This is a genomic window from Mesorhizobium sp. WSM1386 (assembly GCF_055901595.1).
In genome coordinates, this window is the sequence record NZ_CM148373.1 from 79,983 (window position 1) to 101,247 (window position 21,265).

Here is a 21,265-nt window from a genome sequence, read left to right on the forward strand (position 1 = left end):
GAACCGCCAGCCATCGCCTCTGTAGAGCAAACAGAAGCCGAATTGAACTGGCCAGGCATGTTTTGCCGGAGAGTCAGCAGTCTCCGGCAACAGGCTTCCCGTGGCGGAATTACATCCTATCTTGGGGCGATGCGCGCCAGCGACCTTCTTCAACCCCGGCCCGAAGGCCTCTACTGCCCGCCGGGCGATTTCTTCATCGATCCGGTGCGGCCGGTGAACCGGGCGCTGATCACGCATGGCCATTCCGACCATGCACGCTCCGGCCACCGCTCGGTGCTGGCGACGCGGCAGACGCTCGACATCATGGGCCTCCGCTACGGCGAGGATTTTGCCGGAACCACCCAAGCGGCACGGCCTGGCGAGACGATCGTCCTCAACGGCGTCGACGTCAGCTTCCATCCGGCCGGCCATGTGCTGGGTTCGGCGCAGATATGCGTCGACCATCAGGGCATTCGCATCGTCGCCTCCGGCGACTACAAGCGGCAGAAGGATGCGACCTGCGCGCCGTTCGAGCCGATCCGCTGCGACGTGTTCATCACCGAGGCGACTTTCGGCCTGCCGGTGTTTCGCCATCCGCCCGATACGGAGGAGATCGCCCGCCTGCTGAAATCGGCCGCGCAATTCCCGGAGCGCACGCATCTGGTCGGCGCCTATGCGTTGGGGAAGGCGCAGCGAGTGATGCGGCTGTTGCGCGACGCCGGCTACGACAGGCCGCTCTATATCCATGGCGCGCTGGCCAAGCTCAGCGACTATTATCAGAGCCAGGGTATCGAGCTGGGGATGCTCGAACCGGCGACGGTGGAAGACGGCAAGAAGGATTTTGCCGGCGCCATCGTCGTCGGCCCGCCGTCGGCTTTCGCCGACCGCTGGGCGCGGCGTTTTCCCGATCCGATCTCATGCTTCGCGTCAGGCTGGATGCGCATCCGCCAGCGCGCCAAGCAAGGCGGCGTCGAACTGCCACTGATCATCTCTGACCATGCCGACTGGGACGAGCTCACCGCCACCATCAAGGAAACCGGCGCCGGGGAGATCTGGGTCACCCATGGCCGCGAGGAAGCACTGGTCCGCTGGTGCGAGCTGGAAGGCATCGCCGCGAAGCCGCTGCATCTGGTGGGGTATGAGGACGAGGGCGATTGAGCATGGGAACAATCGTTGATGCAGCGTTCTACGGCGCCCCCCTCTGGCCTGCCGGCCATCTCCCCCTCAAGGGGGGAGATCGGATGTCACCACCGCTTTCGCCAATCGCCAAGGGCGCAAGGAAAGCGCCGGCATCGAAGCTGCCAATCTCCCCCCTTGCGGGGGAGATGTCCGGCAGGACAGAGGGGGGTGTGCCGAAGCGCCATGCTCGCCCAGTGTCACCATGAACCGCTTCGCCGAGCTTCTCGACCGCCTGGTGCTGACGCCGTCGCGCAATGGCAAGCTGACCTTGCTGACCGACTATTTCCGCAGCGTCGAGGACCCGGACCGCGGCCTGGCGCTGGCGGCCATCACAGGCGATCTCAACATAGCGGCGATCAAGCCGGCGATGCTGCGCACCCTGGTCACCGAACGCATGGACCCGGTGCTGTTCGGCTATTCCTACGACTATGTCGGCGATCTCGCCGAGACGGTGTCGCTGGTCTGGCCGCAGACACCGGGGTACATCCCGAACCGTGAGCCGACGCTTGGCGAGGTCGTGGCGAAACTGCAGGCGGCGAGCCGCTCCGACGGCCCGAAGATACTCGCGGGGCTGCTCGACAGCGCCGGCATTTCGGCGCGTTTTGCTATCATCAAGCTGGTCACCGGCGGCCTGCGCATCGGTGTGTCGGCGCGGCTCGCCAAACAGGCGCTGGCGGATTTCGGCAAGGTCGATGTCGCCGAGATCGAGGAGCTCTGGCACGGGCTGTCGCCGCCTTACACGGCGCTGTTCGCCTGGCTCGAGGGCAAGGCCGACAAACCGCGCAACACCGCATTGGCGCTGTTCCGCCCGGTGATGCTGTCGAACCCGATCGGTGACGGCGATCTCGAAAAGCTTGATCCCGCCGACTATGCGGCGGAATGGAAATGGGACGGCATCCGCGTCCAGGCCGTGGCCGAAGGGGGCGTCCGCCGGCTCTATTCGCGCACCGGAGACGATGTCTCCGGCGCCTTTCCCGACCTCGCGGACGCCATGAATTTCTCCGCGACGCTCGATGGCGAGCTGCTGGTCGGCGATCCCAGAGAGGCGACAGGAACCTTCTCGGACCTGCAGCAGCGGCTGAACCGCAAGACGGTGACCCCGAAGATGCAGCAGCAATACCCGGCCTTCATGCGCTGCTACGACCTGCTGCAGATCGGCGGCGAGGATCTGCGCGGATTGTCGTTCCGCGAACGGCGCACCCGCCTCGACGCCTTCGTGAGGACGCTCGACCCGAGCCGCTTCGATCTGTCGCCCTTCGTCGACTTCACCGAGTGGCAGGCGCTTGAGGATTTGCGCCGGGCGCCGCCACACCCGATCATCGAAGGGGTGATGCTCAAGCGCTGGGATTCGACCTATGTCGCCGGCCGGCCGAAAGGCCCATGGTTCAAATGGAAGCGCGACCCGCATACGGTGGACGCGGTGCTGATGTATGCCCAGCGCGGCCATGGCAAGCGGTCGAGCTTCTACTCGGACTACACGTTCGGCGTCTGGTCCGGAGCAGAGGGCGAGGAGGAACTGGTGCCGGTCGGCAAGGCTTATTTCGGCTTCACCGACGAGGAGCTGAAGCAGATCGACAAATATGTCCGCGACAACACGGTCGAGCGCTTCGGGCCGGTGCGCTCGGTGCGGGCCGACCGCGACAACGGGCTGGTGCTGGAAGTCGCCTTCGAAGGGCTCAACCGCTCGACCCGGCACAAATCCGGCGTCGCCATGCGCTTTCCCCGCATTTCGCGGCTGCGCTGGGACAAGCCGGCCAACGAGGCCGACCGCATCGAGACGCTGCAGGCACTGCTCGACCGATAGATCCCTTTACAACTGAAGCTTCCGTTCAGGGCTCGATCGAGACGCGGATCTCGTAGATATCGACCGCCTTGCCCTGCTTGTCGAAATCGGAATTGATGGCGATGGTTCCGGCCGAGCCTGGACGCTTGTCGGGGAATTTCACGTCGAACAGATATTCGTTGCGCTGCTGGCCGACCGCGTAGCGCTTGCGGCCGCAGTCGCCAAGCTCGCCGAAATTGCAGTCGATGGAGATCTGCGTGTCCTTGCCGTCCTCGGCGCGGGCGAGGACGTCGAACACGGCGTGCTTGCCGGCGAGCTTCTCCAGCACGCCTTGCCCGACGTCGAAGGCAACCGCCGAACCGGAGGCGCCGGACTGAATGCGCAGGAACGGCCCGCTGTCGTCCTTCATCACCTCGGCCTTGGCGTCCGACGGAGCGGCGACATGCGTCGGGTCGGTCGGCGAGAAAACATTGATCCAGTCGCGCGACTGGTCCGCGGACCCCGGCTTTGCCGGTGCGTTGGCACCGTCGGCCGGGGTGAAATCATCGTCCTCGACCGTTGGCGGCGCTTCAGGTGGCGCCGTATCGAGCTGCGCCGCCGTCTTGAACACGCCGGTCTGCATGGCGAAAAACAAGCCGATGCCTACGGCCGCAAGCACGGTCACCGTGAGGAAGATGGCGGTCAGCGGCAGGCGGCGTCCGCGAATGCGGCGCTCGTCGCGGTCGGGCGCCACTTCCGTGGCGGCACCGGACGTGGCGGGGGCGGACATGTCGATAGACGGCGCACGGGGGAGCGTCGCGTCCGGCATGATGTCGGGGACGACCGGCAGCACGCGCGAGCGCGGCGCGTCGGACGCGGGCTGCGCGGGGCTGTCGACGGCGGCAGCGGGCGATAGCGACTTGTCGCCGATCTCGATCGCGGGCGCCGCACCGGGCGCGGGCGCCGCACCGGGCGCGGGCTCGGCCGTCGCTGCGTCGACCTCCAGGCCAACATCCGGCACCGCCGGCAGGAACTCGGATTCGATTTCGGTGATTGTCGCCTGGATCGACTTGCGGCGCTTGATGGCCATCTCCACGGTCACGCCGGGATTGGCCTGGAGCGCACGGTCGAGCGCGGCAAAGGCCGACCGGTAGACGCGCTCGCGGAACGCGCGGTCCTCGGCATTGCCCTTTTCCAAGGCGTTCCGGATCGCTTTTTCGATCGCGTCCAAGCGAAATCCCTCTGCAAATCGCCTAACCTGGCGTGATGGTTAGCCGCAGGCGACCAATCAATCAACGGGCGGGCAGCCGCATTCTGCCTCGACGGGCTGTCCAAAGTCCATCTTCGCGATATTCCGGCAAACAAAATCGGAATATCGCGGCGATTTTCACGCTTGGGGATGCGTGAACCCGGTTTTCATCGCCATGGACGCTCCTCAACGATTTGCCAAGTCGCATCTTGAATTCGCGGCCGGTTGCGTCTATCACCCAGCCCATCTTGGATGGCTTCGGCCTCCCGGGCCGCTTTAGCTCAGTTGGTAGAGCACCGCATTCGTAATGCGGGGGTCGCGTGTTCGAGTCACGCAAGCGGCACCAAGCTTCACCTTTATCTCCGGCCAGAAATTGCGCGGAACGCGGCTGCGCATTGACGTGGAACGCGCCGGAACAGGTGCGCCGCCCCGACGTTATGGAGTTGCTGAACAAGGGGCGCATTGTGGCTTCCAAGGCGAAAAGAAGCCCGAGAACGACAGGCGAGCGATCCTCGTTGATGGACGCAGAAGCCGCTGGTCGGGCCTCATCGACGAGCGAAGACGGCAAAACGAGCCTGAAATCGCACCAAACGGACCGGGGCCGCGACGCGGATCGGCCGTCGCAGATCCCACGGCTCGGCTGGAGAGATATTTTCTGGCGGCTCTGGGACGAATTCAACAAGGACCGTGTTCTGCTGGTGGCGGCCGGCGCCACCTTCTATCTGCTGCTGGCGCTGTTCCCGGCGCTGGCGGCATTCATCTCGATTTACGGCTTTGTCGCGGACCCCGTCACGGTGGCCGATCATGTCGCCTATCTCGGCGGCTTGCTGCCGTCGGGCGGGCTCGACCTCATTCGCGATCAGCTGCAGGCTTTAGCCAGAGAGAAGCCGAGTGCCTTGGGAACCGGTTTCTTCATCGGCCTCGGCATCGCGCTTTGGAGCGCCAACAGCGGCATGAAGGCACTCTTCGATGCCATGAACATCGCCTATGAAGAGCGCGAAAAACGCAGCTTCTTCACGCTCAACCTGATGTCGATCCTGTTCACGGTCGGAGCCCTGCTGATCGGCATCGTGCTGTTGCTGACGGTGGGCGTCGTCCCAGCACTGTTGCGCTACTTCTATCTTGATGCCTGGACGGAGACGCTGGTCGCGGTTTCTCGATGGCCGATCCTGATCGCCACCATGCTGACCGGCGTTTCCCTGCTCTACCGTTTCGGACCAAGCCGGGAACATGCGAAGTGGCGATGGCTTAGCTGGGGAGCCGTGATAGCCACCGTGATTTGGATCGCCGCATCATGGTTCTTCTCGTTTTACCTGCAACATTTTGCCAACTACAACGCGACTTACGGATCGCTGGGCGCGGTCGTGGGCTTGATGATGTGGACATGGATCTCCGTCATCATTCTGATCGTCGGCGCCGCGATCAATGCGGAGATGGAGCACCAGACGGCCATCGACTCGACCACAGGGCCGCCGCTGCCGATGGGCAAGCGCGGTGCGGTCGTCGCCGACACGTTGGGCAAGATCGCAGATTGATGTGCCGTTACATAACGGTCTGCCGTACAGTATCCGGAGAAAGCGGCCGGCTACGCCTAGCAGTGCGTTTACAAGCCAGGCAAAGCATGTCCGCCATTGTCGAGACAAAGGTTTGGTGGGACACTCGGACGTCAGCATGGGAGGTCGAAAATGCCCAACACTTTCAGGACCGGAGACGTCGTCAAGCTGAAGTCGGGAGGCCCGAGGATGACGGTCAGCGACGGTGCCGCTTCGGGCGTGTATCTGTGCCATTGGTTCAACAAGGAAGGCGACGTCTGGACCCCGCAACATGCGGGTTTCAAATCGGACCAGTTGGTGCCCGACGACCAATCGACATAATTCCTGTCCCAGAAGGGGCTGGATCAGAGGCATTCCCACCGCTTTCGGAACCAGCGCTGTCGCGGTGTCGCCGACAATCGGCGTGATCGGCACAGGACGACCGACGGATTTCCGCCGTCGCGGCGTTTAACGGTTGAAGCGTGACCTCGGCACAGGCCGTGGCCAACGCGCCAACCGGAGACGCCGAACCATGATACGCAGTTCGATCCTTGCCGCTGCCTTGAGCCTGCTGACCGTGGCCGCTTTCGCCCAGACGGCGACGCAGCCCCCAGCCGACGCGCCCGCTGCCATTACGCCGCCTGCCGCCGCGCCCGCTGCCACCACGCCGCCGGCTGCCGTCCCCGCCGCGCCGAAGGCCAAGCCCGACCTCACCCTGGCCAAGTTCCAGAAGCGGCGGGAGAAGGCGATCATGGCTGCCGACACTGACGGCGACGGCAAGATCAGCCTGTCGGAGTGGGAGGCCTTTCAGGCCAAGCACAACGGCAAGGCCGATCCCGCCAAATCCTTCGCGCGCGTCGATTCCAACCATGACGGCTTCATCGATCGCGCCGAACTCGATGCCTTCTTCGCCAAGCGCTTCGCCAAACTGGACAAGAATGGCGATGGCGTTCTGACGGCCGACGAGAGGCCAGGCCACAAATCCGCTCCCAAGCCGGAGCAATGACCAAGAGGCCATGAAGCGTGATGAATATCGGGAGCGCGCCAGCCGATGAGCGCCGATCCGGACGAGGAGCTGGTTCGTCGGGTCGGTGCTGGCGATCCCGCGGCGGTGCAGACGCTCGTCGCGCGCAAGCTGCCGCGCATCCTGTCGCTGGCCACGCGCATGCTGGGCGACGCGGCGGAGGCCGAGGATGTCGCGCAGGAAACCTTCGTGCGCATCTGGCGTCATGCATCGAGCTGGCGGCGCGGCAATGCACGCTTCGACACCTGGATCCAACGGGTGACGCTCAACCTGTGCTACGACCGGCTGCGCCGGCGCCGCGAATGGGTGACCGACGCTGTGCCGGACGTGGCCGACCCGGCGCCGCTTCCCGACGCCCACCCGCGGGAAGACGCATTTCGCGTCGAGCAGGCCCTGCAGGCGATCGCGCCGCGCCAGCGCGAGGCGATCGTCCTGGTCTACTATCAGGAGATGTCGAACATAGAGGCGGCCGCGACCCTGGAGATCAGCGTCGATGCCTTGGAAAGCCTGCTTTCGCGCGGCCGGCGGGCCTTGCAGACGATCCTGGCCAGGGATGGTGTCCATGACTGAGAAGGGCATGACCGAGAAAGGCATGACCGAGAAACGCACGACCACGAATGCGCGGCTTCCGTCACGCCTTGCTGGCTGGGCACCGGTTTCCATCGTTGCGACAGCGCGCGGGACACGCGGCACCTTTGGGCAAGGGGAAAACAGATGACCGAAGAGAACAGTCAGGCGATGGACGCCAAGCGCTTCGCGACACTGGCCGCGGCCTATGGCAGCGACCTGCGCCGATGGCCGCAAGCCGAACGCGAGGCGGCGACCGCGTTCGCTTCAAGCGAGGCGGGCCAGGCCATTTCTGGGCACGCCGGCAGGCTCGATGCCCTGCTCGATCGCTACAGCGTCCCGCACCCAGGCAAGGCCCTGCACGACGCCATCCTGCGGACTGCCGGCCAACATCTCACCCGGCGTCGGCGCCAGCGGTTCTGGTGGCTTGGGATGGGACTTGCGGGCATCGGTCTTGCCGGCGCCGTCGCGGGGCTGGCGCTGGTGACCGTCGTCACGCCGGAGGTTCAGCCCGACCACTATGTACTCGATGCCAACGCCACGGCGTTCGGCGATGCCGGGCCCGACGGCGAAAACAGCGAGGAGAGCCTATGAGCACGCGCTGGATCCGTGGTCTGGTCATCGCTTCGATTGTACTGAACGTCTTTCTGGCCGGCGCCCTCGTCAGCGGCGCCGTCTGGCTGAGGAATGCCAGGGCAGGCCCGGGTTACTCGCTGGAATCGGCCAGCGGCCGGCTTCCCGACCAGGACCGCAAGGCATTCCGCAGGACGCTGCGTCAGGTCCGCATGGACTCCCGTCAGATCATTCTCGATGGCCAGCAGGCAAGGCAAGAGGCAGCGCAGCTGTTGCAGCAGCCCGTTGTGGACGCCACGGCCCTGTCCGCTGCACTCGAACGCGCACGCAACGCCGATGTGACCGTACGCACCCGGCTTGAACAGGCGATTGTCGGCTTCGCGGCGAATACGTCGCCCGAAAACCGGAGCGTACTGGCGCAGGCGCTGCTGCGCCATGTCGAACGCCGCGCCGCCGCCGCACCAAAAAAATCGCCGTGACGACCGACGGGAAACGGTTTTGACGCCGTTTAATGAGGGAAGGGCCAAGCCTGGCCGATCGCATGATGCGGCAGGCAATCTTCCAACTCGAGCACTCGGAGTTCAACGATGAACCGTCTGACAAAGTATGCAGCTGCTGCCGTCCTGGCCGTTAGTGGAACCGTCGCGGCAGCCGCGACGTCCAATGCGATGCCGATCGTTTCGGTCACCAAACCGGCGGCTCCCGCCCTGGTGGAGCACGTCCGCTGGGGTTGCGGGATAGGATGGCATCCGAACCGTTGGGGTCGCTGCGTGCCTAACCGCGTCGTCGTGCGACCCTTTATCGTCGGCCCGGGCTACCATAGCTGGCATCCGCATCGTCATTGGCACCGCTGGCACCGCCACTGGTAGAAATGAGTGGGCCAGGCGGCTTCGCCGCCTGGCCCCTCCAGCCGAAGAAACTGGATATCTTTGCGAAGCCACGCGCTGCGCGAGTGCTGCAGCGCTGCCTTGATCAGGCGGCCTCGACCTTGGCGACCGGCTCTCCCCGCACAAGCCTGGTGACGCCGGCGAAGTCGAGCTTGCCGGAACCGAGCACCGGCACTTTCGGGACGACGCGCACTTCGGCAGGCACTATCAGGTCCATGGCGCCATTCGCCTTGGCGAAGGCCAGGAAATCCGCGCGTGTGGCGCCCGGAGCCTCGGTGATCAGGATCAGCTTTTCGCCCTTGCGCGCATCCGCAACCGCCGCAACGGCCGACAACGAACCTTTCCACAATTCACCGGCCAGCGCCTCGACGGCGGCCAGCGAGATCATCTCGCCGCCGATCTTGGCGAAGCGCTTGGCGCGGCCGCGAATGGTGATGAATCCGCCCTCGTCCACCGAGACGACGTCGCCAGTGTCATGCCAGCCGTCCGGCAGCGGTTCGAGCACGCCTGGCTTCTCGGCGCGAAGATAGCCCGCCATCACGTTGGGCCCGCGCACATGCAGCCGTCCGCCGTCGTCGACACCAGGCACCGGATCGAGACGATACTCCATGCCGGGCATGATTTTGCCGACGCTGCCGGAACGGTTGTACATTGGCGTGTTGATGGAGATCACCGGCGCGGTCTCGGTGACGCCATAACCTTCCAGGATACGCACGCCGAACTTTTCCATATAGGTCATCCGGGTCGACGGCTTGACCGGTTCGGCGCCGGCAAAGCAATAGCGTATCGAGCGGAAGTCGTAGGGGTGCGCCGAGCGCGCATAGCCGCCGAGGAACGTGTCGGTGCCGAAGATGATCGTCGCATTGGATGCATAAATCAGTTCCGGCACGATGCGGTAGTGCAGCGGCGATGGGTAGAAGAAGACCGGTACACCGGAAATCAGCGGCAGCACCGTGCCGGCCGTCAAGCCGAAGGAATGGAAGATCGGCAAGACGTTGAACACCTTGTCGCCCGAGTGGAAGTCGATCCGCGAGGCCGCCTGCGCGGCATTGGCCAGGATGTTGCGGTGGGTGAGCACGACGCCCTTCGGCGTGCCTTCGGAACCCGAGGTGAACAGGATCACCGCCGGGTCGGTGGCCTTGCGGGCGACCCGCGGCGTGCTCTTGCGCAACAGGCCAAGCAGCTTGTCCTTGAGGCCGATGGTTGCGCGCAGGTCGTCGAGCCAGACGATGTCGACCGACCGGCCCATCTCCTCGACCACCACGCCGAGCTTGGCCTGTTCGACAAAGGCACGCGAGGTCAGCACGGTGCGCGCGCCGGCAGCCTTGCAGGCGGAGAGGATGTTGGCGGCACCGGCGGTGAAGTTGATCATCGCCGGCACCTTGCCGGCCGACATGACGCCAAGCAGCGTGGCGCACGAGCCGTTGGCGTTGGGCAGCATGATGCCGAGCGTCTGCTGGCCGGCATAAAGGATCTCGAATTTCTCGCCAAGCACGGCGGCCGCCGTCAGCAGCTTGCCATAGCTCAGCGAGCCGGTGACCGGGTCCTGCACGGCGAGCCGTTTCATGCCGCGCTCATTCGCGGTCAGGATGACCTTTTCCAGCACCGTCTTGTCGATGTCCTGGGTGCGGAAGACGAGATCCGACATGACCTGATAGAGGGCAGCGCCCGCCGCGGCGCGCCGCTGGCGGCCCCTCAGCTCCGGCGCCACTTCCAGCTTGACCGGTTCCAGTATGATCACCTTGACCTTCGGGAACAGGCGGCGGCGCACATGCTGCGACGTCAGCCGGGAGAATGGGCTTTTCTCCAGCCCATCGATGCGGATCGGCACAACCATCGAGCCGGTCTTGTCCGCCACCATGGCAGCGCCGTCATAGACCTTCATCAGCCCGCCGGTGACGGTGATGCGGCCTTCGGGGAAGATGACCAGCGGATCGCCGCCCTGGACGATCTTGATCAGCGTGCGGGTCGACATCGGCTTGGCCGGGTTGAGCGGCAAGGCGCGGGCGAGCTTCATGAACGGCTTCATCCACCAGGCCTGGGCAATGGTGTAGTCGATGGCGAAGACCGGCTCCTCGTCGGTCAGCGTCAGCGCCAGCGGACCGTCGAGGAAGCTGACATGGTTGAGTGCCAGGATCGGTGCCTTGCCGGCCGCCTTGAGGTTTTCCATGCCCTCTATCTCCAGGCGCAGGAAGGCGCGGAACAGGATGGAGACGAAGTCGCGGAAGGCGTTGGTCGGCAGATATTTCAGCATCAGCCAGGCAGCGACGGCGTTGGCCGCGGCGAGGCCGAAGAGGATGCCGCCGGTGGAGACTTTCGTCTGGATCAAGGCGACAACGATACCGCCCACCGTCATGAAGCCGGCATTGACGATGCTCACGGCTGCGACGACGCGGGCGCGGCGCGCTTCGGGCGACCAGGCCTGCACGGCGGCGAAGGTCGGCACCACCAGGAAGGCGCTGGCGATGGCCATGCCGGCAAGGTCGATCGCGACGCGGATCGTGTTCGGACCGGCGAAGAATGCGCTAAGGGTGTCCGCCTGGGGCGAAGGCTGCATGCTCCAGATGGTCCAGGCCAAATGCAGGCCGAACAACGCCAGCAGCGCCGTGCCGACGGGAGCGGGCAAGAGCACGATGCGCCCCTGCGACATCCATGCGGCAATGGCCGAGCCAATGGCGATCGAGACGGCGAAGACAGCGAGATAGGCGGTGACGGCGATCTCGTTGCCGCCAAGCGAATCCTTGATCAAGGTCGGCAGGATCGAAAGCACGATGGCGCCGATTAGCCAGAACCACGACGTCATCAGTCCGGCGCGCCAGATCCGCTTGTCGGTGCGCAGTTCCGAGACCTGACGCCAGGTCGAGCGGAAGATGTTCTTGTCGATGACGAGGTCGGGCGCAGCCGAACCCGTTGCCGGAATGTAGCGGCTGACGAGCCAGCAGCCGACGGCCAAGGCCATCATGATCGGTCCGAACACGGTGACGCCGATGCCATCGGCCGAGACGACGCCTCCGGCAATGGTGCCGCCGAGGATGGCGGCAAACGTGGCCGATTCGATCCAGGCGTTGGCCTTGGGCAGTTCCTTGCGCTCGAGATGGTCGGGCAGGATGCCGTATTTGATCGGCCCGAACAGCGCCGAGATGATGCCGAACATCAGCAACGCCGTCATCAGCACCGGGATGGACGACAGCGCGATGCCGGCGACGGAGACTGCCGCCGCTGCGATCTCGGCGAATTTCAGCCGGCGCGCGATCAGCGCCTTGTCGAAGCGGTCGGCGATCTCGCCGCCAAGCGCTGACAACAACAGGAAGGGGGCCATGAAGACGGCCCCGGCGAGCGTGACCAGTGAAGCCGCCTGGTCGGCGGCCAGCGTGAAAAGGATCAGGAACACCAGTGTGTTCTTGAGGAAATTGTCGTTGAAAGCGGACAGGAACTGCGTCCAGAACAGGGGCGCAAAGCGCCGGGACAACATCAGATGCGTGTTCATGGCGATTTCCATTTGGCGGAACCCTGCGACTGCGACTGTCGGTGGGCCCTGCGGGTTGCAGGCGCTGTTTCAATCTCAGTGATAGTCGTGAGCTGGTTAAACTTCCTTACTGCGATCGATGTCCAATAAATGAACATCGTTCATAATCGCACTCTACCACGTCTTGAACATTGTTCAAGCGGAAAAATGAACAGCGTTCACCGCCGCTGAAAACGGAAGCGGCGGCCGGTGGGTCTGTCAATATTAGGGCGTCCCAGGTGCCGGATCTGGCCCCAGCGTCGCCACCGTCTTCAACGCGCCGTCGAGCATGTCGCCCTTCTCGTCCTTCAGCGCCATCTCGCGCAAGCGGCGGATCCAGTCGGCGGCATCGGCGCGGCCCTTGAGCAGATCGAGCGCCGACAGCACGCGGTCGAATTTCGACTGGGCGCGGACGTGGGTGTCGCTGTAACCCTTGATCAGCCGGCGGCAATTGAGGATCTCGACGGCCAGCGCATAGTCGGCCGGTACATGACTGAGCGCCAATGCGTACCAGCGTTCCAGATGGGCAAGTTCCACCTGGTGGCGCAGCAGGCGACGGCGCCAGCGGCGCAGGCCGCCGATGAACCACAGTGCCGCAAAGCCGGCAAAGCTGTCGGTGCGGATGCGGCGGCCGTGGTTGATGCGGCGGTCGAGAAAGGCGGCAAGCTTCGGCCGGTTCTCGATATAGCTGCCGAGCCCCGCCGGCAGCGTGCCGCAGAACTCCTCGATGCGCGGATGGAAATATTCGGTCACCTGCAGGATCGAGCCGGCCTTGACGCCAACCTCGCGGCGCACACGTTTGTCGCGCGTCGAGCGCGTCTTCAGATCGGCGACGCGGATCATGTCGTCGTAGCACATTGCGTTGGCGAGATGCTTTGCCGCCGCGGTGGACAAAGCATGGCCATGTCCGGCGCCGTCCAGCGCGATGGCCTTGTCCAGCCGGTCGAGATATTCGCGCCCGTAGGCGATGTCCTGGTAGTCGACTACCTTTCTCAGACCCCGGAGCGCCATGTCGCGCATGGCGACTGGTATCAGGTCGATGCGGGCGGCCAAGGCCTGCCAGCCTTGCAGCAGGCTTTGCGGACCACTGACGCGCCCTGCACCCAGGGCGGATTCAACAATCGCCGGCTCCGACGGCTTTGGCGCAGGCGCCGCCGCGCCACGCGCGCGGTCAAACGCGGCGCCAAAAGCGGCAAGGCTGGCTTTCACGCCCCGGCCGCCAGCTCCGATCGCCTGCTCGTAACTTTCCTTCGTGAACGGAAGAGCATCGGACCCCGCCAGAGCACCGAGCAGGCTGGCCGAGATCATCGAGCCGTTGTCGGCGGCGATCTTCTCCATATCGAAGGCGATGAAGCGCTTCGATGCCGCCTCCGCCGTGGCGTGCACCTTGGACGACGAGGCCCGGCCGTCGCCCGGCTCGATCTTTTCCGACACGGCGGCGATCCGGTGCGAGGAGGCGATCAGCGTGGTGCGTTCTGGCGTGACGAAGCCACGGATGATGGCGCGGCCGGCCTCCATCAATTCGGCGGCGATCAGGACATCGACATCGCCTTGCGACGGCGACAGCGCGAAGACCGGAAGCCGGCCGGTGTCGCGCGCCATTTCGACATAATAGATGGTGGCGCCGGTGCGCTGTGCCACGCCGGCGACCGAAGTCGATTGCGCGACGTAGCCGTTGCGCTCGGCAACGTCGGTGATCCAGTCGGCGAGCACGCCGCCGCCCTGGCCGCCGACCGCCAGCACGGCGAGCTTGATGACGCGCTCGTCATCCTGGGCGTCGGGGCGGGCGCGGAATGGCGGCACGGCGTCAAGCATCGGCGAAGGTCAGCCGCCGGCTTTCGCGGCGGCGCTGCAACAGGCCGATGGTGGCGCGGCGGCTGGCTTCGAGGAAGCGATCCCAGCGGCTCGGATTGTGCACGACATCGGCGCGGTAGAAGGACGGGCACAGCACCGCCGCATCGGCGACCTCGCCGCAATTGCCGCAGCCGACACAGTTCTGGTCGATCGATGCCACCGGATCGTCGCGCAGCGGATCGTCGAGCGACTTCACCGACAGCGACGGGCAGCCGGAGAGCCGCATGCAGGCATGGTCGCCGGTGCAGATGTCCTCGTCGACGCCGAACTTCGGTTTGATCACCCGCTCGCCGCCCTTGATCGCCTTGTCGACCAGCGGCTTTTCACGGCGCTGGCGGTTCAGCATGCATTCGGACGAAGCGACGATGACCTTTGGCCCCTTCTCCTCCGTCGTCAGCGCCTCGCGCAACGTGTCCTGCATCTTGCCGACATCATAGGTGCGGTCGACATGGCGCAGCCATTTGACGCCCATGCCCTTCACCGCCTCGGTGATCGGATGTTTCGTGGACTTGGTCTTGTTGCCGGCGCGCGATGACAGGATGTCCTGGCCGCCGGTGGCTGCCGAATAGAAATTGTCGACGATGACGATGACGCCGTCGTTCTTGTTGAACACCGCATTACCGATCGAGGAGGTCAGGCCGTTGTGCCAGAAGCCGCCATCGCCGACAAAGGAGATCGAGCGGCGCTTGGCGTCCGGCGAATTGAACGCGGAGGCCGAGGCAGGCCCCAGCCCATAGCCCATGGTGGTGGCGCCGAGTTCGAAGGGCGGCATGATCGAGAACAAATGGCAGCCGATGTCGGAGGCGATGTGGTGCTTGCCCAACTCCTGCTCGACCAGTTTGGTCGCAGCGAAGATCGGCCGCTCCGGGCAACCGATGCAGAAGCCCGGCGGACGGCCCGGCACGACGTTGATCAGGTCCGCGGTGTCGACGCCGTCGCCGACCTTGTTGGGCGCTCGCACTTCGCCGGGCAGAAGATGCGGCGCCTCGGCGCGCAGGAAGGCGCCGATGCCGTCGAGCATGACCTGGCCGGTGTATTCGCCGGCCATCGGCAGGTGCTCCTTGCCGACCAGCCTGGTGCCACGTCCCGCCTTGTGCAGCATGGCCGCAAAGGCCTGTTCGATGTAATTGGGCTGGCCTTCCTCGACGACCAGCACCGCCTGCTTGCCCTCGCAGAACGACAGGAACTCGTCGTCGATCAGCGGATAGACGGCGTTGAGCACGTAGAGCGGCACGTCGGTGTCGCCATAGGTGTCGGCAAGGCCGAGCCGCTGCAGCGCGCGGATGACCGAATTGTACATGCCCCCCTGCATGACGATGCCGACCGAGCCGTGGTCCGAGCCGAAGAATTCGTTGATCTTATTCCTGGTGATGAAATCCACCGCCGCCGGCCAGCGCTTGGCGACCTTCTCCTTTTCGTGCAGGAAGGAGGCGGGGGGCAGCACGATACGGCCGGTGTCGCGGCGCGGAGCTTCCAGCGCCTCGGCCACCGTCATCGGCGGCCGCTTGTTGTCCTTGGCGATGAAATGGCCATGAACATGGCAGCAGCGGATGCGGACCTGCAGCATGACCGGCGTGTTGGAGATTTCGGACAGCTCAAAACCGTCCTCAACCGCCTTGACGATCGACGGCAGGTTCGGACGCGGGTCGAGCAGCCAGACCTGGCTCTTCATGGCGAAGGCATGGCTGCGCTCCTGCATGATCGAGGAGCCCTCGCCATAATCCTCGCCGACGATGATCAGCGCGCCGCCGGTGACGCCGCCGGACGCCAGATTGGCCAGCGCATCGGAGGCGACATTGGTACCGACGGTGGACTTGAAGGTGGCGGCGCCACGGATCGGGTAATGCACCGAGGCGGCGAGCATAGCGGTGGCGGTGGCTTCCGAGGCGCTGGCCTCGAAATGGACGCCGAGCTCGCCCAGAATGTCCTGCGCGTCGGCCAGCACGTCCATCAGATGGCTGATCGGCGCTCCCTGATAGCCGCCGACATAGCCGACGCCGCATTGCAGCAGCGCCTTGGTGATGGCGAGAATGCCCTCGCCCGCGAATTCCTCGCCGGCGCCGAGCCTGAGCTTTTCGACTTCCTTGGCAAAAGACCGTTCGGCCATCTCTGCCTCCTTCCGTTGCCGCCGGAATTGGCGGCGTCCATCTAAAGTCCTTGTTTATGCATGTCGGTTCCCCAAACCCGATCCAGTTTTGGGCGACATGCATCAGATGTCGTGCTTGCGAATGTTCTTCAGCATCTTCTGCAGCGTGGCGATGAGGGCCGCATATTCGGCATCGTCGACATCGTCGAACATCGCCTCGAATGCGTCATGCATGGCCGGCCAGGCGCGGGCGAACTCGGCGCGGCCATCGTCGGTCAGGAACACATGGCGGATGCGGCTGTCGGTGACGCCTTGCTCACGCCGCACGAGGCCCTGGCCTTCCAGCGTGTCGAGCGTGCGGCTCAAGGTCGACTGCTCGATCACCGTATAGACCGAAAGGTCGTTGACGGTGATGCCGTCGGTGACCGACAGCACGGCAAGCGTGCGGACCTGCGGAATGGTCAGGCCCTGCTTGCGGAAATCGTCGCGCAAGGTGGCGTTGTAGCGGCCCATGATGCGGTTCATCAGATAGGGCGCGAATTGCTGCAGGCCGATCTGCCCGAGGGTCGAGATGCGCTGGCGCTTTTCGGCGACCTTCTGTTCCATCACAGCCTCCCCGCCAGCAGAAAGCCGGAGCCGCCGCCGAGGCCCGCGCCCGGATGGGTCGAGGCGCCGATATGGTAGAGGTTCTTGATGCCGGTCTGATGGTTGCGGCTGGTCTTGAACGGCCGCCACAGGAAGGACTGGTCGAGGGCCGACGAACCGCCATAGGGATCGCCGCCGACCAGATTGATGTTCATCGCTTCAAGATCGGCCGGCGAATAGGCGCGGCGCGCGATGATGCTGTCCTTGAAGCCGTCGATGTGGCTGGCGAGGATCGCTTCGGCGCGATCGGCATAGGCCTCGCGCAACGCGTCGGTCCATTGCCCGTCGGCCGGGACCTGCAGCTTGCCTGCCGCGTCGCCCTTGACGTGGCGAGGCGCCTCGGGCAGCTGCAGCCACAGGATCGCCTTGCCCTCCGGGCAGCGCGACGGGTCGAGCGCGTGCGGCTGGCCAACGCAGATGGTCGGCACGTCCGGCAACATGCCGCGCGCTGCCTCGTTGCAGGCCTTCGAGACGCCGTCCAGTCCAGGCGTCAGATGCAGCAGCGCCACCTTGTCCAAGCCATCGCCCCCCCATGCCGGAGGTTTATCGAGGGCGTAGTGGATCTGGAAATTGCCCTTGCCGTAGCGAAATTTCTGCGTCGCCTCGATATCGGCCTTGGGCGCCTCCTCGCCGAGCAGCCGGCCATAGAGCTGCGTTGGCGTCACCGAGCAGATGACGCTCTTGCTGGCATGGACCGTTTCGCCCGAGGCCAGCCGCACGCCGGTGGCGCGGCCGCCTGTCAGTATGATCGAGGCAACGTCGGCTTCGGTGGAGATGACGCCACCGCGCTCGGCGATCAGCGCCTCGAAGGCTGACAGCAGGTTCTTCGCCCCGCCCTTGACGATGGGCGCGCCGGCGGCTTCCAGCGCGAAGGCGATCACCTTGGCGATCTGGCCGGAAAACGCATCTTCCGGTCCAAGCCCGGCATGCAGCACCCAGGGCGCCCACAGCGCGCGGATGGTCTCGGACTGGTAGGTGCTTTCCAGCCAGCCGCGCGCCGGCACCAAAGCTTCGCCGAGAAAGGCGCCAAGGCCACGCGGACCACGCCGCCAGGCATCGCCGGCCAGCAGCTTCGCCGTCGGAAAGGACCACAGGCTGCCGCCGAGCAGGCCGAACAAAAGGCCGGCATTGCGCTCGATGCCGCCGACATCGTCGGCGTGGCGGTCGCCGTCACCAGCCGCGATCGCATTGAGGGCGGCGACGTTGGCGGCGCGGTCGGTGCCGAGCACGGCATGGCTGCCGTCCGGCCGCAGCACGCCGGTCGGCGTTGCCGTGTGGCAGAATTCCAGCCCGTGCCGGGCGAGGTCAGCGCCCAGTGCCGCGAAGGCCGGCGAGGTGATGAACAGCACGAAGGTCGTCGCCATCACGTCATGGATGAAGCCCGGCGCAGTGATCTCCTCGGTGCGCATGCAGCCGCCGATGCGGTCGTTGCGCTCGAGCACCAGCACCTTCGCGCCCTTGCCCCCCAGCATCGCCGCGCAGACCAGCGCGTTGATGCCGCTGCCGACGATGATGTGATCGGGCGCTTTCATCGGTGGTTTCCTGCGGGCAGCGGGTAGGCTTGCGAGGTCAGCGCCCTACGGCGCCCCCCTCTGTCCTGCCGGACATCTCCCCCTCAAGCGGGGAGATTGGCCTTCACCACGATCGTTTTCGCGAATCTACGACGCTGCAAGAATGAGCAGAGCGCCGAAGCTGCCAATCTCCCCCCAAGAGGGGGAGATGTCCGGCAGGACAGAGGGGGGCGCCGTAGAGTGGCGGCGTTGCAAGCCTGCCACCCCTCAGCTGTCACCAACGCATCGCCTTCACCCATGATCTTCTCCCGAAGACCCATCTCGCTCTATTTTCCCGACACCAGCGCCAGGGCGCGGATCGGGCTGCCGGTGCCGTGCTCGATCTTCAGCGGCGCGGCGATCAGGATGGCGCCTTTCGGCGGCAGCTGGTCGAGGTTGCAGAGGCTGGCCAGCCCATAGCGGTTGGCCTTGTGCATCAGCGTATGCGCCGGGAATGGCGGCTCCATGCCGCCGGCCTTGCCGGCATCGGTGCCGATCGTCTCCGAGCCCCAGCCCTTAATGTTCTTGCCGATCAGGAACTGAATGGCTTCCGCCGTCGGGCCGGGCGTGTGCGGTCCGGTCTCGTTGGCGTTGAGGAACTCGGCTTCCGAGCCGTTGCGCTTGTACCAGTCGGTGCGCATCACCACCCATTCGCCGGCATTGATCGCGCCATGCTCGGCTTCCCATGCCTTGATGTGGTCGACGGTGAGCAGGAAATCGTGGTCGGCGGCAGCTTCCTTCGAGCAATCGATGACGTTGACCGGGCCGACGAAGTTCTGTGCCGGAATGGTGTCGGTGGCGCCGTCCGGATAGTCCTTGCCGCTGATCCAATGCTGCGGCGCATCGAAATGGGTGCCCGAATGCTCGCCGAGCTTCAGCCAGTTCCAGGCCCACCATGGGCCGTTCTTGTCATAGCGGGAGATGTTGTGGATCTCGACCTTCGGCGTGTCGACGGCAAGCTCCGGCGGCAGCTTGATCAGCGGCGTATCCGGCCCGAGCGGCGCCGACAGGTCGACCACCCTGATGGCGCCTGAAAGCAACTGGCCGGCGACCTCGCCGAGGAGTTTTTGAGTGTCCATGGTCTCGGTTCCCTCTTTTCGATGATGATCAAGGCTCGTCTCGGCCCTTAATATCCTACTAGACGAAAACATATGCATCTGCAATTATCTTTAAGCATAAAGGAAATGGGAACGGGGCGTGAGCGAGTTCGACGCCATCTTTGTCGGGGCGGGCCACAACAGTCTGGCATGCGCCGCGCATTTGGCGCTCAAAGGTTGGAAAACCGGGATTTTCGAGTGCAGCGCAGCAATCGGCGGCGCCGTCCAGACGCGCGAATATACGCTTCCCGGCTTTCGCCACGACTTCGGCGCGATGAATCTCAGCCTGTTTGCCGGCTCCGCCTTCCACCGGAAATATGCAAATGAATTAAAAGCTCAGGGGCTGGAGTTCGCGCCGGTCGCCGACTGTTTCGCCAGTGCCTTTCCCGACGGACGCTGGTTCGGCGTCAGCAACGACCTGGAGAAGACCGCGAGCCGCATGGCCGCCTTCTCGGCCGCCGATGCCGCGACATGGCGCCGACTGGTAGCCGCCTTCCCGGCGGAGGCCGAGCATCTGTTCCGGCTGCTGGGCTCACCGATGAGCGCCCGCGCACTGGCCGGCACGGCGTGGAACCTCTGGCGCAAGAAGGGTTTTTCAGGAGCGCTCGACACTGGCCGTCTGCTGTTGTCCTCGCCCCGCGCCTGGCTTGAGGAAAACTTCGAGTCGCCGCATGTGCGGGCGACGCTCGCCACCTGGGGCATGCATCTCGACTTCGCGCCGGATATCGCCGGCGGCGCCGTCTTCCCCTATCTGGAATCGATGGCCAACCAGAGCTTCGGCATGGTGCTGGGCAAGGGCGGCGCCGACACCATCATCCGGGCGCTCTCGGGCATGGTCATCTCCGCCGGCGGCAGGATCGTCGCCGGCGCCGAAGTGGCGGAAATCACGGTTTCAGCCGGCAAGGCGACCGGTGTGCGGCTCGCTTCGGGTGAAACGCATGCAGCCACCAGGGCGGTCATCGCCGGCGTCGCGCCCAAGGCGCTGACCGGCAAGCTGCTGGCGAACGGTTCGGGCGATACCGGCTTCGACACGGCGATGCAGAAATTCCGCCATGCGCCGGGCACGATGATGATCCACCTGGCACTCGACGACTTGCCGGACTGGCGCGCGGGATCAGAACTTCGGCAGTTCGCCTATGTGCATCTATCGCCGTCGCTCGACGCCATGTCGCGCACCTACCAGCAGGCGATGGCAGGCATGCTGCCGGACGAACCGGTGCTGGTCGTCGGCCAGCCGACCGCGATCGATCCGTCGCGCGCGCCTCAGGGCAAGCACGTGCTGTGGGTGCAGGTGCGCATGCTGCCCGCCGAAATCCTGGGCGATGCCGCCGGCAAGATCGCGCCCGCGCATTGGGACCAGGTCAAGGATGTCTACGCCGAGCGCGTGCTCGACATCATAGAGACCTATGCGCCCGGCCTGCGAAGCAAAGTCCTCGGCCGGGCGGTGTTTTCGCCCATCGACCTCGAACGCGAGAACCCGAACCTCGTCGGCGGCGACCAGGTCTGCGGCAGCCATCATTTGGCGCAGAACTTCCTGTTCCGCCCGGCGCGCGGCTATGCCGGCTGGAACACGCCGGTCGCCAATTTGCATCTCACCGGGGCCGCGACATGGCCCGGTGCGGGCACCGGTGCGGCCTCGGGCTTCATGCTGGCGCAACAGCTTGGCGGGAGGTAGGCCCGAAGATTTTATGGAGGCGACGGGAGGCAAGGCGCTGCTGCCCACGAAGCCTGAGACAATGAACCGACACCGCCGCGCAACGACAATAACCAACAAGG

General features: G+C 65.1%; 17 protein-coding genes and 1 tRNA gene. 11 read left to right on the forward strand and 7 right to left on the reverse strand.

What is annotated here, in order from left to right:
• The first annotated feature begins 129 nt into the window (after positions 1–129).
• The gene (locus AC0NIH_RS00390) at positions 130–1,137 is read left to right on the forward strand and encodes a ligase-associated DNA damage response exonuclease (protein WP_473463386.1); all 1,008 of its coding nucleotides are present in this window, start codon (positions 130–132) and stop codon (positions 1,135–1,137) included.
• 223 nt (positions 1,138–1,360) lie between these two features.
• Positions 1,361–2,962, forward strand: a complete 1,602-nt coding sequence (locus tag AC0NIH_RS00395; RefSeq protein ID WP_473463388.1) for a cisplatin damage response ATP-dependent DNA ligase — start codon at positions 1,361–1,363, stop codon at positions 2,960–2,962.
• A gap of 25 nt (positions 2,963–2,987) precedes the next feature.
• Here the strand turns inward: AC0NIH_RS00395 and AC0NIH_RS00400 are convergent, their stop codons facing one another.
• Positions 2,988–4,151, reverse strand: coding sequence for a hypothetical protein (locus AC0NIH_RS00400; RefSeq protein ID WP_352701074.1), 1,164 nt, complete (start codon positions 4,149–4,151; stop codon positions 2,988–2,990).
• A 288-nt stretch (positions 4,152–4,439) separates the two neighbouring features.
• On the opposite strand from AC0NIH_RS00400, the gene AC0NIH_RS00405 reads away from it, so the two are divergent.
• The 8 genes from AC0NIH_RS00405 (at position 4,440) to AC0NIH_RS00440 (ending at position 8,734) form a co-directional block, all read left to right on the forward strand.
• A tRNA-Thr gene (locus AC0NIH_RS00405) sits at positions 4,440–4,515 on the forward strand.
• A 172-nt stretch (positions 4,516–4,687) separates the two neighbouring features.
• Positions 4,688–5,704: a YihY/virulence factor BrkB family protein gene (locus AC0NIH_RS00410; RefSeq protein ID WP_473463522.1), complete on the forward strand. Its 1,017-nt coding sequence runs from the start codon at positions 4,688–4,690 to the stop codon at positions 5,702–5,704.
• Between the two features lie 150 nt (positions 5,705–5,854).
• The gene (locus AC0NIH_RS00415; protein WP_473463391.1) at positions 5,855–6,043 is read left to right on the forward strand and encodes a YodC family protein; all 189 of its coding nucleotides are present in this window, start codon (positions 5,855–5,857) and stop codon (positions 6,041–6,043) included.
• Between the two features lie 190 nt (positions 6,044–6,233).
• A complete protein-coding gene (locus tag AC0NIH_RS00420; protein ID WP_473463394.1) occupies positions 6,234–6,707 on the forward strand; it encodes an EF-hand domain-containing protein in 474 nt (157 codons plus the stop codon).
• Between the two features lie 45 nt (positions 6,708–6,752).
• Entirely contained in the window at positions 6,753–7,295 is a 543-nt protein-coding gene (locus AC0NIH_RS00425; RefSeq protein WP_473463396.1) for an RNA polymerase sigma factor, read from the forward strand.
• A gap of 144 nt (positions 7,296–7,439) precedes the next feature.
• On the forward strand, positions 7,440–7,886 hold the full coding sequence (locus AC0NIH_RS00430; protein WP_023766402.1) for a hypothetical protein: 447 nt from the start codon (positions 7,440–7,442) through the stop codon (positions 7,884–7,886).
• Complete coding sequence (locus AC0NIH_RS00435) at positions 7,883–8,344, forward strand: periplasmic heavy metal sensor (RefSeq protein WP_023775724.1); 462 nt, start codon at positions 7,883–7,885, stop codon at positions 8,342–8,344. The genes AC0NIH_RS00430 and AC0NIH_RS00435 overlap by 4 nt, the downstream gene beginning before the upstream one ends.
• Before the next feature lie 108 nt (positions 8,345–8,452).
• Positions 8,453–8,734: a GCG_CRPN prefix-to-repeats domain-containing protein gene (locus AC0NIH_RS00440; RefSeq protein ID WP_084018203.1), complete on the forward strand. Its 282-nt coding sequence runs from the start codon at positions 8,453–8,455 to the stop codon at positions 8,732–8,734.
• A 103-nt stretch (positions 8,735–8,837) separates the two neighbouring features.
• On the opposite strand, the gene AC0NIH_RS00445 is transcribed toward AC0NIH_RS00440, so the two are convergent.
• The 6 genes from AC0NIH_RS00445 to AC0NIH_RS00470 form a co-directional block, all read right to left on the reverse strand.
• A complete protein-coding gene (locus AC0NIH_RS00445) occupies positions 8,838–12,239 on the reverse strand; it encodes an acyl-[ACP]--phospholipid O-acyltransferase (protein WP_473463399.1) in 3,402 nt (1,133 codons plus the stop codon).
• Positions 12,240–12,482: 243 nt separating this feature from the next.
• A complete protein-coding gene (locus tag AC0NIH_RS00450; protein WP_473463401.1) occupies positions 12,483–14,072 on the reverse strand; it encodes an indolepyruvate oxidoreductase subunit beta family protein in 1,590 nt (529 codons plus the stop codon).
• Positions 14,065–16,218 (reverse strand): thiamine pyrophosphate-dependent enzyme, encoded by a 2,154-nt coding sequence (locus AC0NIH_RS00455; RefSeq protein WP_473463404.1) that lies wholly within the window; start codon positions 16,216–16,218, stop codon positions 14,065–14,067. The genes AC0NIH_RS00450 and AC0NIH_RS00455 overlap by 8 nt, the downstream gene beginning before the upstream one ends.
• 102 nt (positions 16,219–16,320) lie before the next feature.
• Positions 16,321–16,803, reverse strand: coding sequence for a MarR family winged helix-turn-helix transcriptional regulator (locus tag AC0NIH_RS00460; protein WP_287272723.1), 483 nt, complete (start codon positions 16,801–16,803; stop codon positions 16,321–16,323).
• A complete protein-coding gene (locus tag AC0NIH_RS00465) occupies positions 16,803–18,374 on the reverse strand; it encodes a phytoene desaturase family protein (protein ID WP_473463406.1) in 1,572 nt (523 codons plus the stop codon). Before AC0NIH_RS00465 ends, AC0NIH_RS00460 begins: the two co-directional genes overlap by 1 nt.
• A gap of 305 nt (positions 18,375–18,679) precedes the next feature.
• Positions 18,680–19,471 carry a cyclase family protein gene (locus tag AC0NIH_RS00470; RefSeq protein ID WP_224690205.1) on the reverse strand — a complete coding sequence of 264 codons (792 nt, stop codon included), beginning with the start codon at positions 19,469–19,471 and terminating at the stop codon, positions 18,680–18,682.
• A gap of 118 nt (positions 19,472–19,589) precedes the next feature.
• Between AC0NIH_RS00470 and AC0NIH_RS00475 the strand changes: the two genes are divergently transcribed.
• On the forward strand, positions 19,590–21,164 hold the full coding sequence (locus AC0NIH_RS00475) for a phytoene desaturase family protein (RefSeq protein ID WP_473463408.1): 1,575 nt from the start codon (positions 19,590–19,592) through the stop codon (positions 21,162–21,164).
• Positions 21,165–21,265: the final 101 nt, after the last annotated feature.

Bases quoted from the DNA above. Each gene is read 5' to 3' on its own strand.
- AC0NIH_RS00390 (WP_473463386.1), top strand. From the start codon at position 130: ATGCGCGCCAGCGACCTTCTTCAACCCCGGCCCGAAGGCCTCTACTGC.
- AC0NIH_RS00395 (WP_473463388.1), top strand. From the start codon at position 1,361: ATGAACCGCTTCGCCGAGCTTCTCGACCGCCTGGTGCTGACGCCGTCG.
- AC0NIH_RS00410 (WP_473463522.1), top strand. From the start codon at position 4,688: ATGGACGCAGAAGCCGCTGGTCGGGCCTCATCGACGAGCGAAGACGGC.
- AC0NIH_RS00415 (WP_473463391.1), top strand. From the start codon at position 5,855: ATGCCCAACACTTTCAGGACCGGAGACGTCGTCAAGCTGAAGTCGGGA.
- AC0NIH_RS00420 (WP_473463394.1), top strand. From the start codon at position 6,234: ATGATACGCAGTTCGATCCTTGCCGCTGCCTTGAGCCTGCTGACCGTG.
- AC0NIH_RS00425 (WP_473463396.1), top strand. From the start codon at position 6,753: ATGAGCGCCGATCCGGACGAGGAGCTGGTTCGTCGGGTCGGTGCTGGC.
- AC0NIH_RS00430 (WP_023766402.1), top strand. From the start codon at position 7,440: ATGACCGAAGAGAACAGTCAGGCGATGGACGCCAAGCGCTTCGCGACA.
- AC0NIH_RS00435 (WP_023775724.1), top strand. From the start codon at position 7,883: ATGAGCACGCGCTGGATCCGTGGTCTGGTCATCGCTTCGATTGTACTG.
- AC0NIH_RS00440 (WP_084018203.1), top strand. From the start codon at position 8,453: ATGAACCGTCTGACAAAGTATGCAGCTGCTGCCGTCCTGGCCGTTAGT.
- AC0NIH_RS00445 (WP_473463399.1), bottom strand. From the start codon at position 12,239: ATGAACACGCATCTGATGTTGTCCCGGCGCTTTGCGCCCCTGTTCTGG.
- AC0NIH_RS00450 (WP_473463401.1), bottom strand. From the start codon at position 14,072: ATGCTTGACGCCGTGCCGCCATTCCGCGCCCGCCCCGACGCCCAGGAT.
- AC0NIH_RS00455 (WP_473463404.1), bottom strand. From the start codon at position 16,218: ATGGCCGAACGGTCTTTTGCCAAGGAAGTCGAAAAGCTCAGGCTCGGC.
- AC0NIH_RS00460 (WP_287272723.1), bottom strand. From the start codon at position 16,803: ATGGAACAGAAGGTCGCCGAAAAGCGCCAGCGCATCTCGACCCTCGGG.
- AC0NIH_RS00465 (WP_473463406.1), bottom strand. From the start codon at position 18,374: ATGAAAGCGCCCGATCACATCATCGTCGGCAGCGGCATCAACGCGCTG.
- AC0NIH_RS00470 (WP_224690205.1), bottom strand. From the start codon at position 19,471: ATGGACACTCAAAAACTCCTCGGCGAGGTCGCCGGCCAGTTGCTTTCA.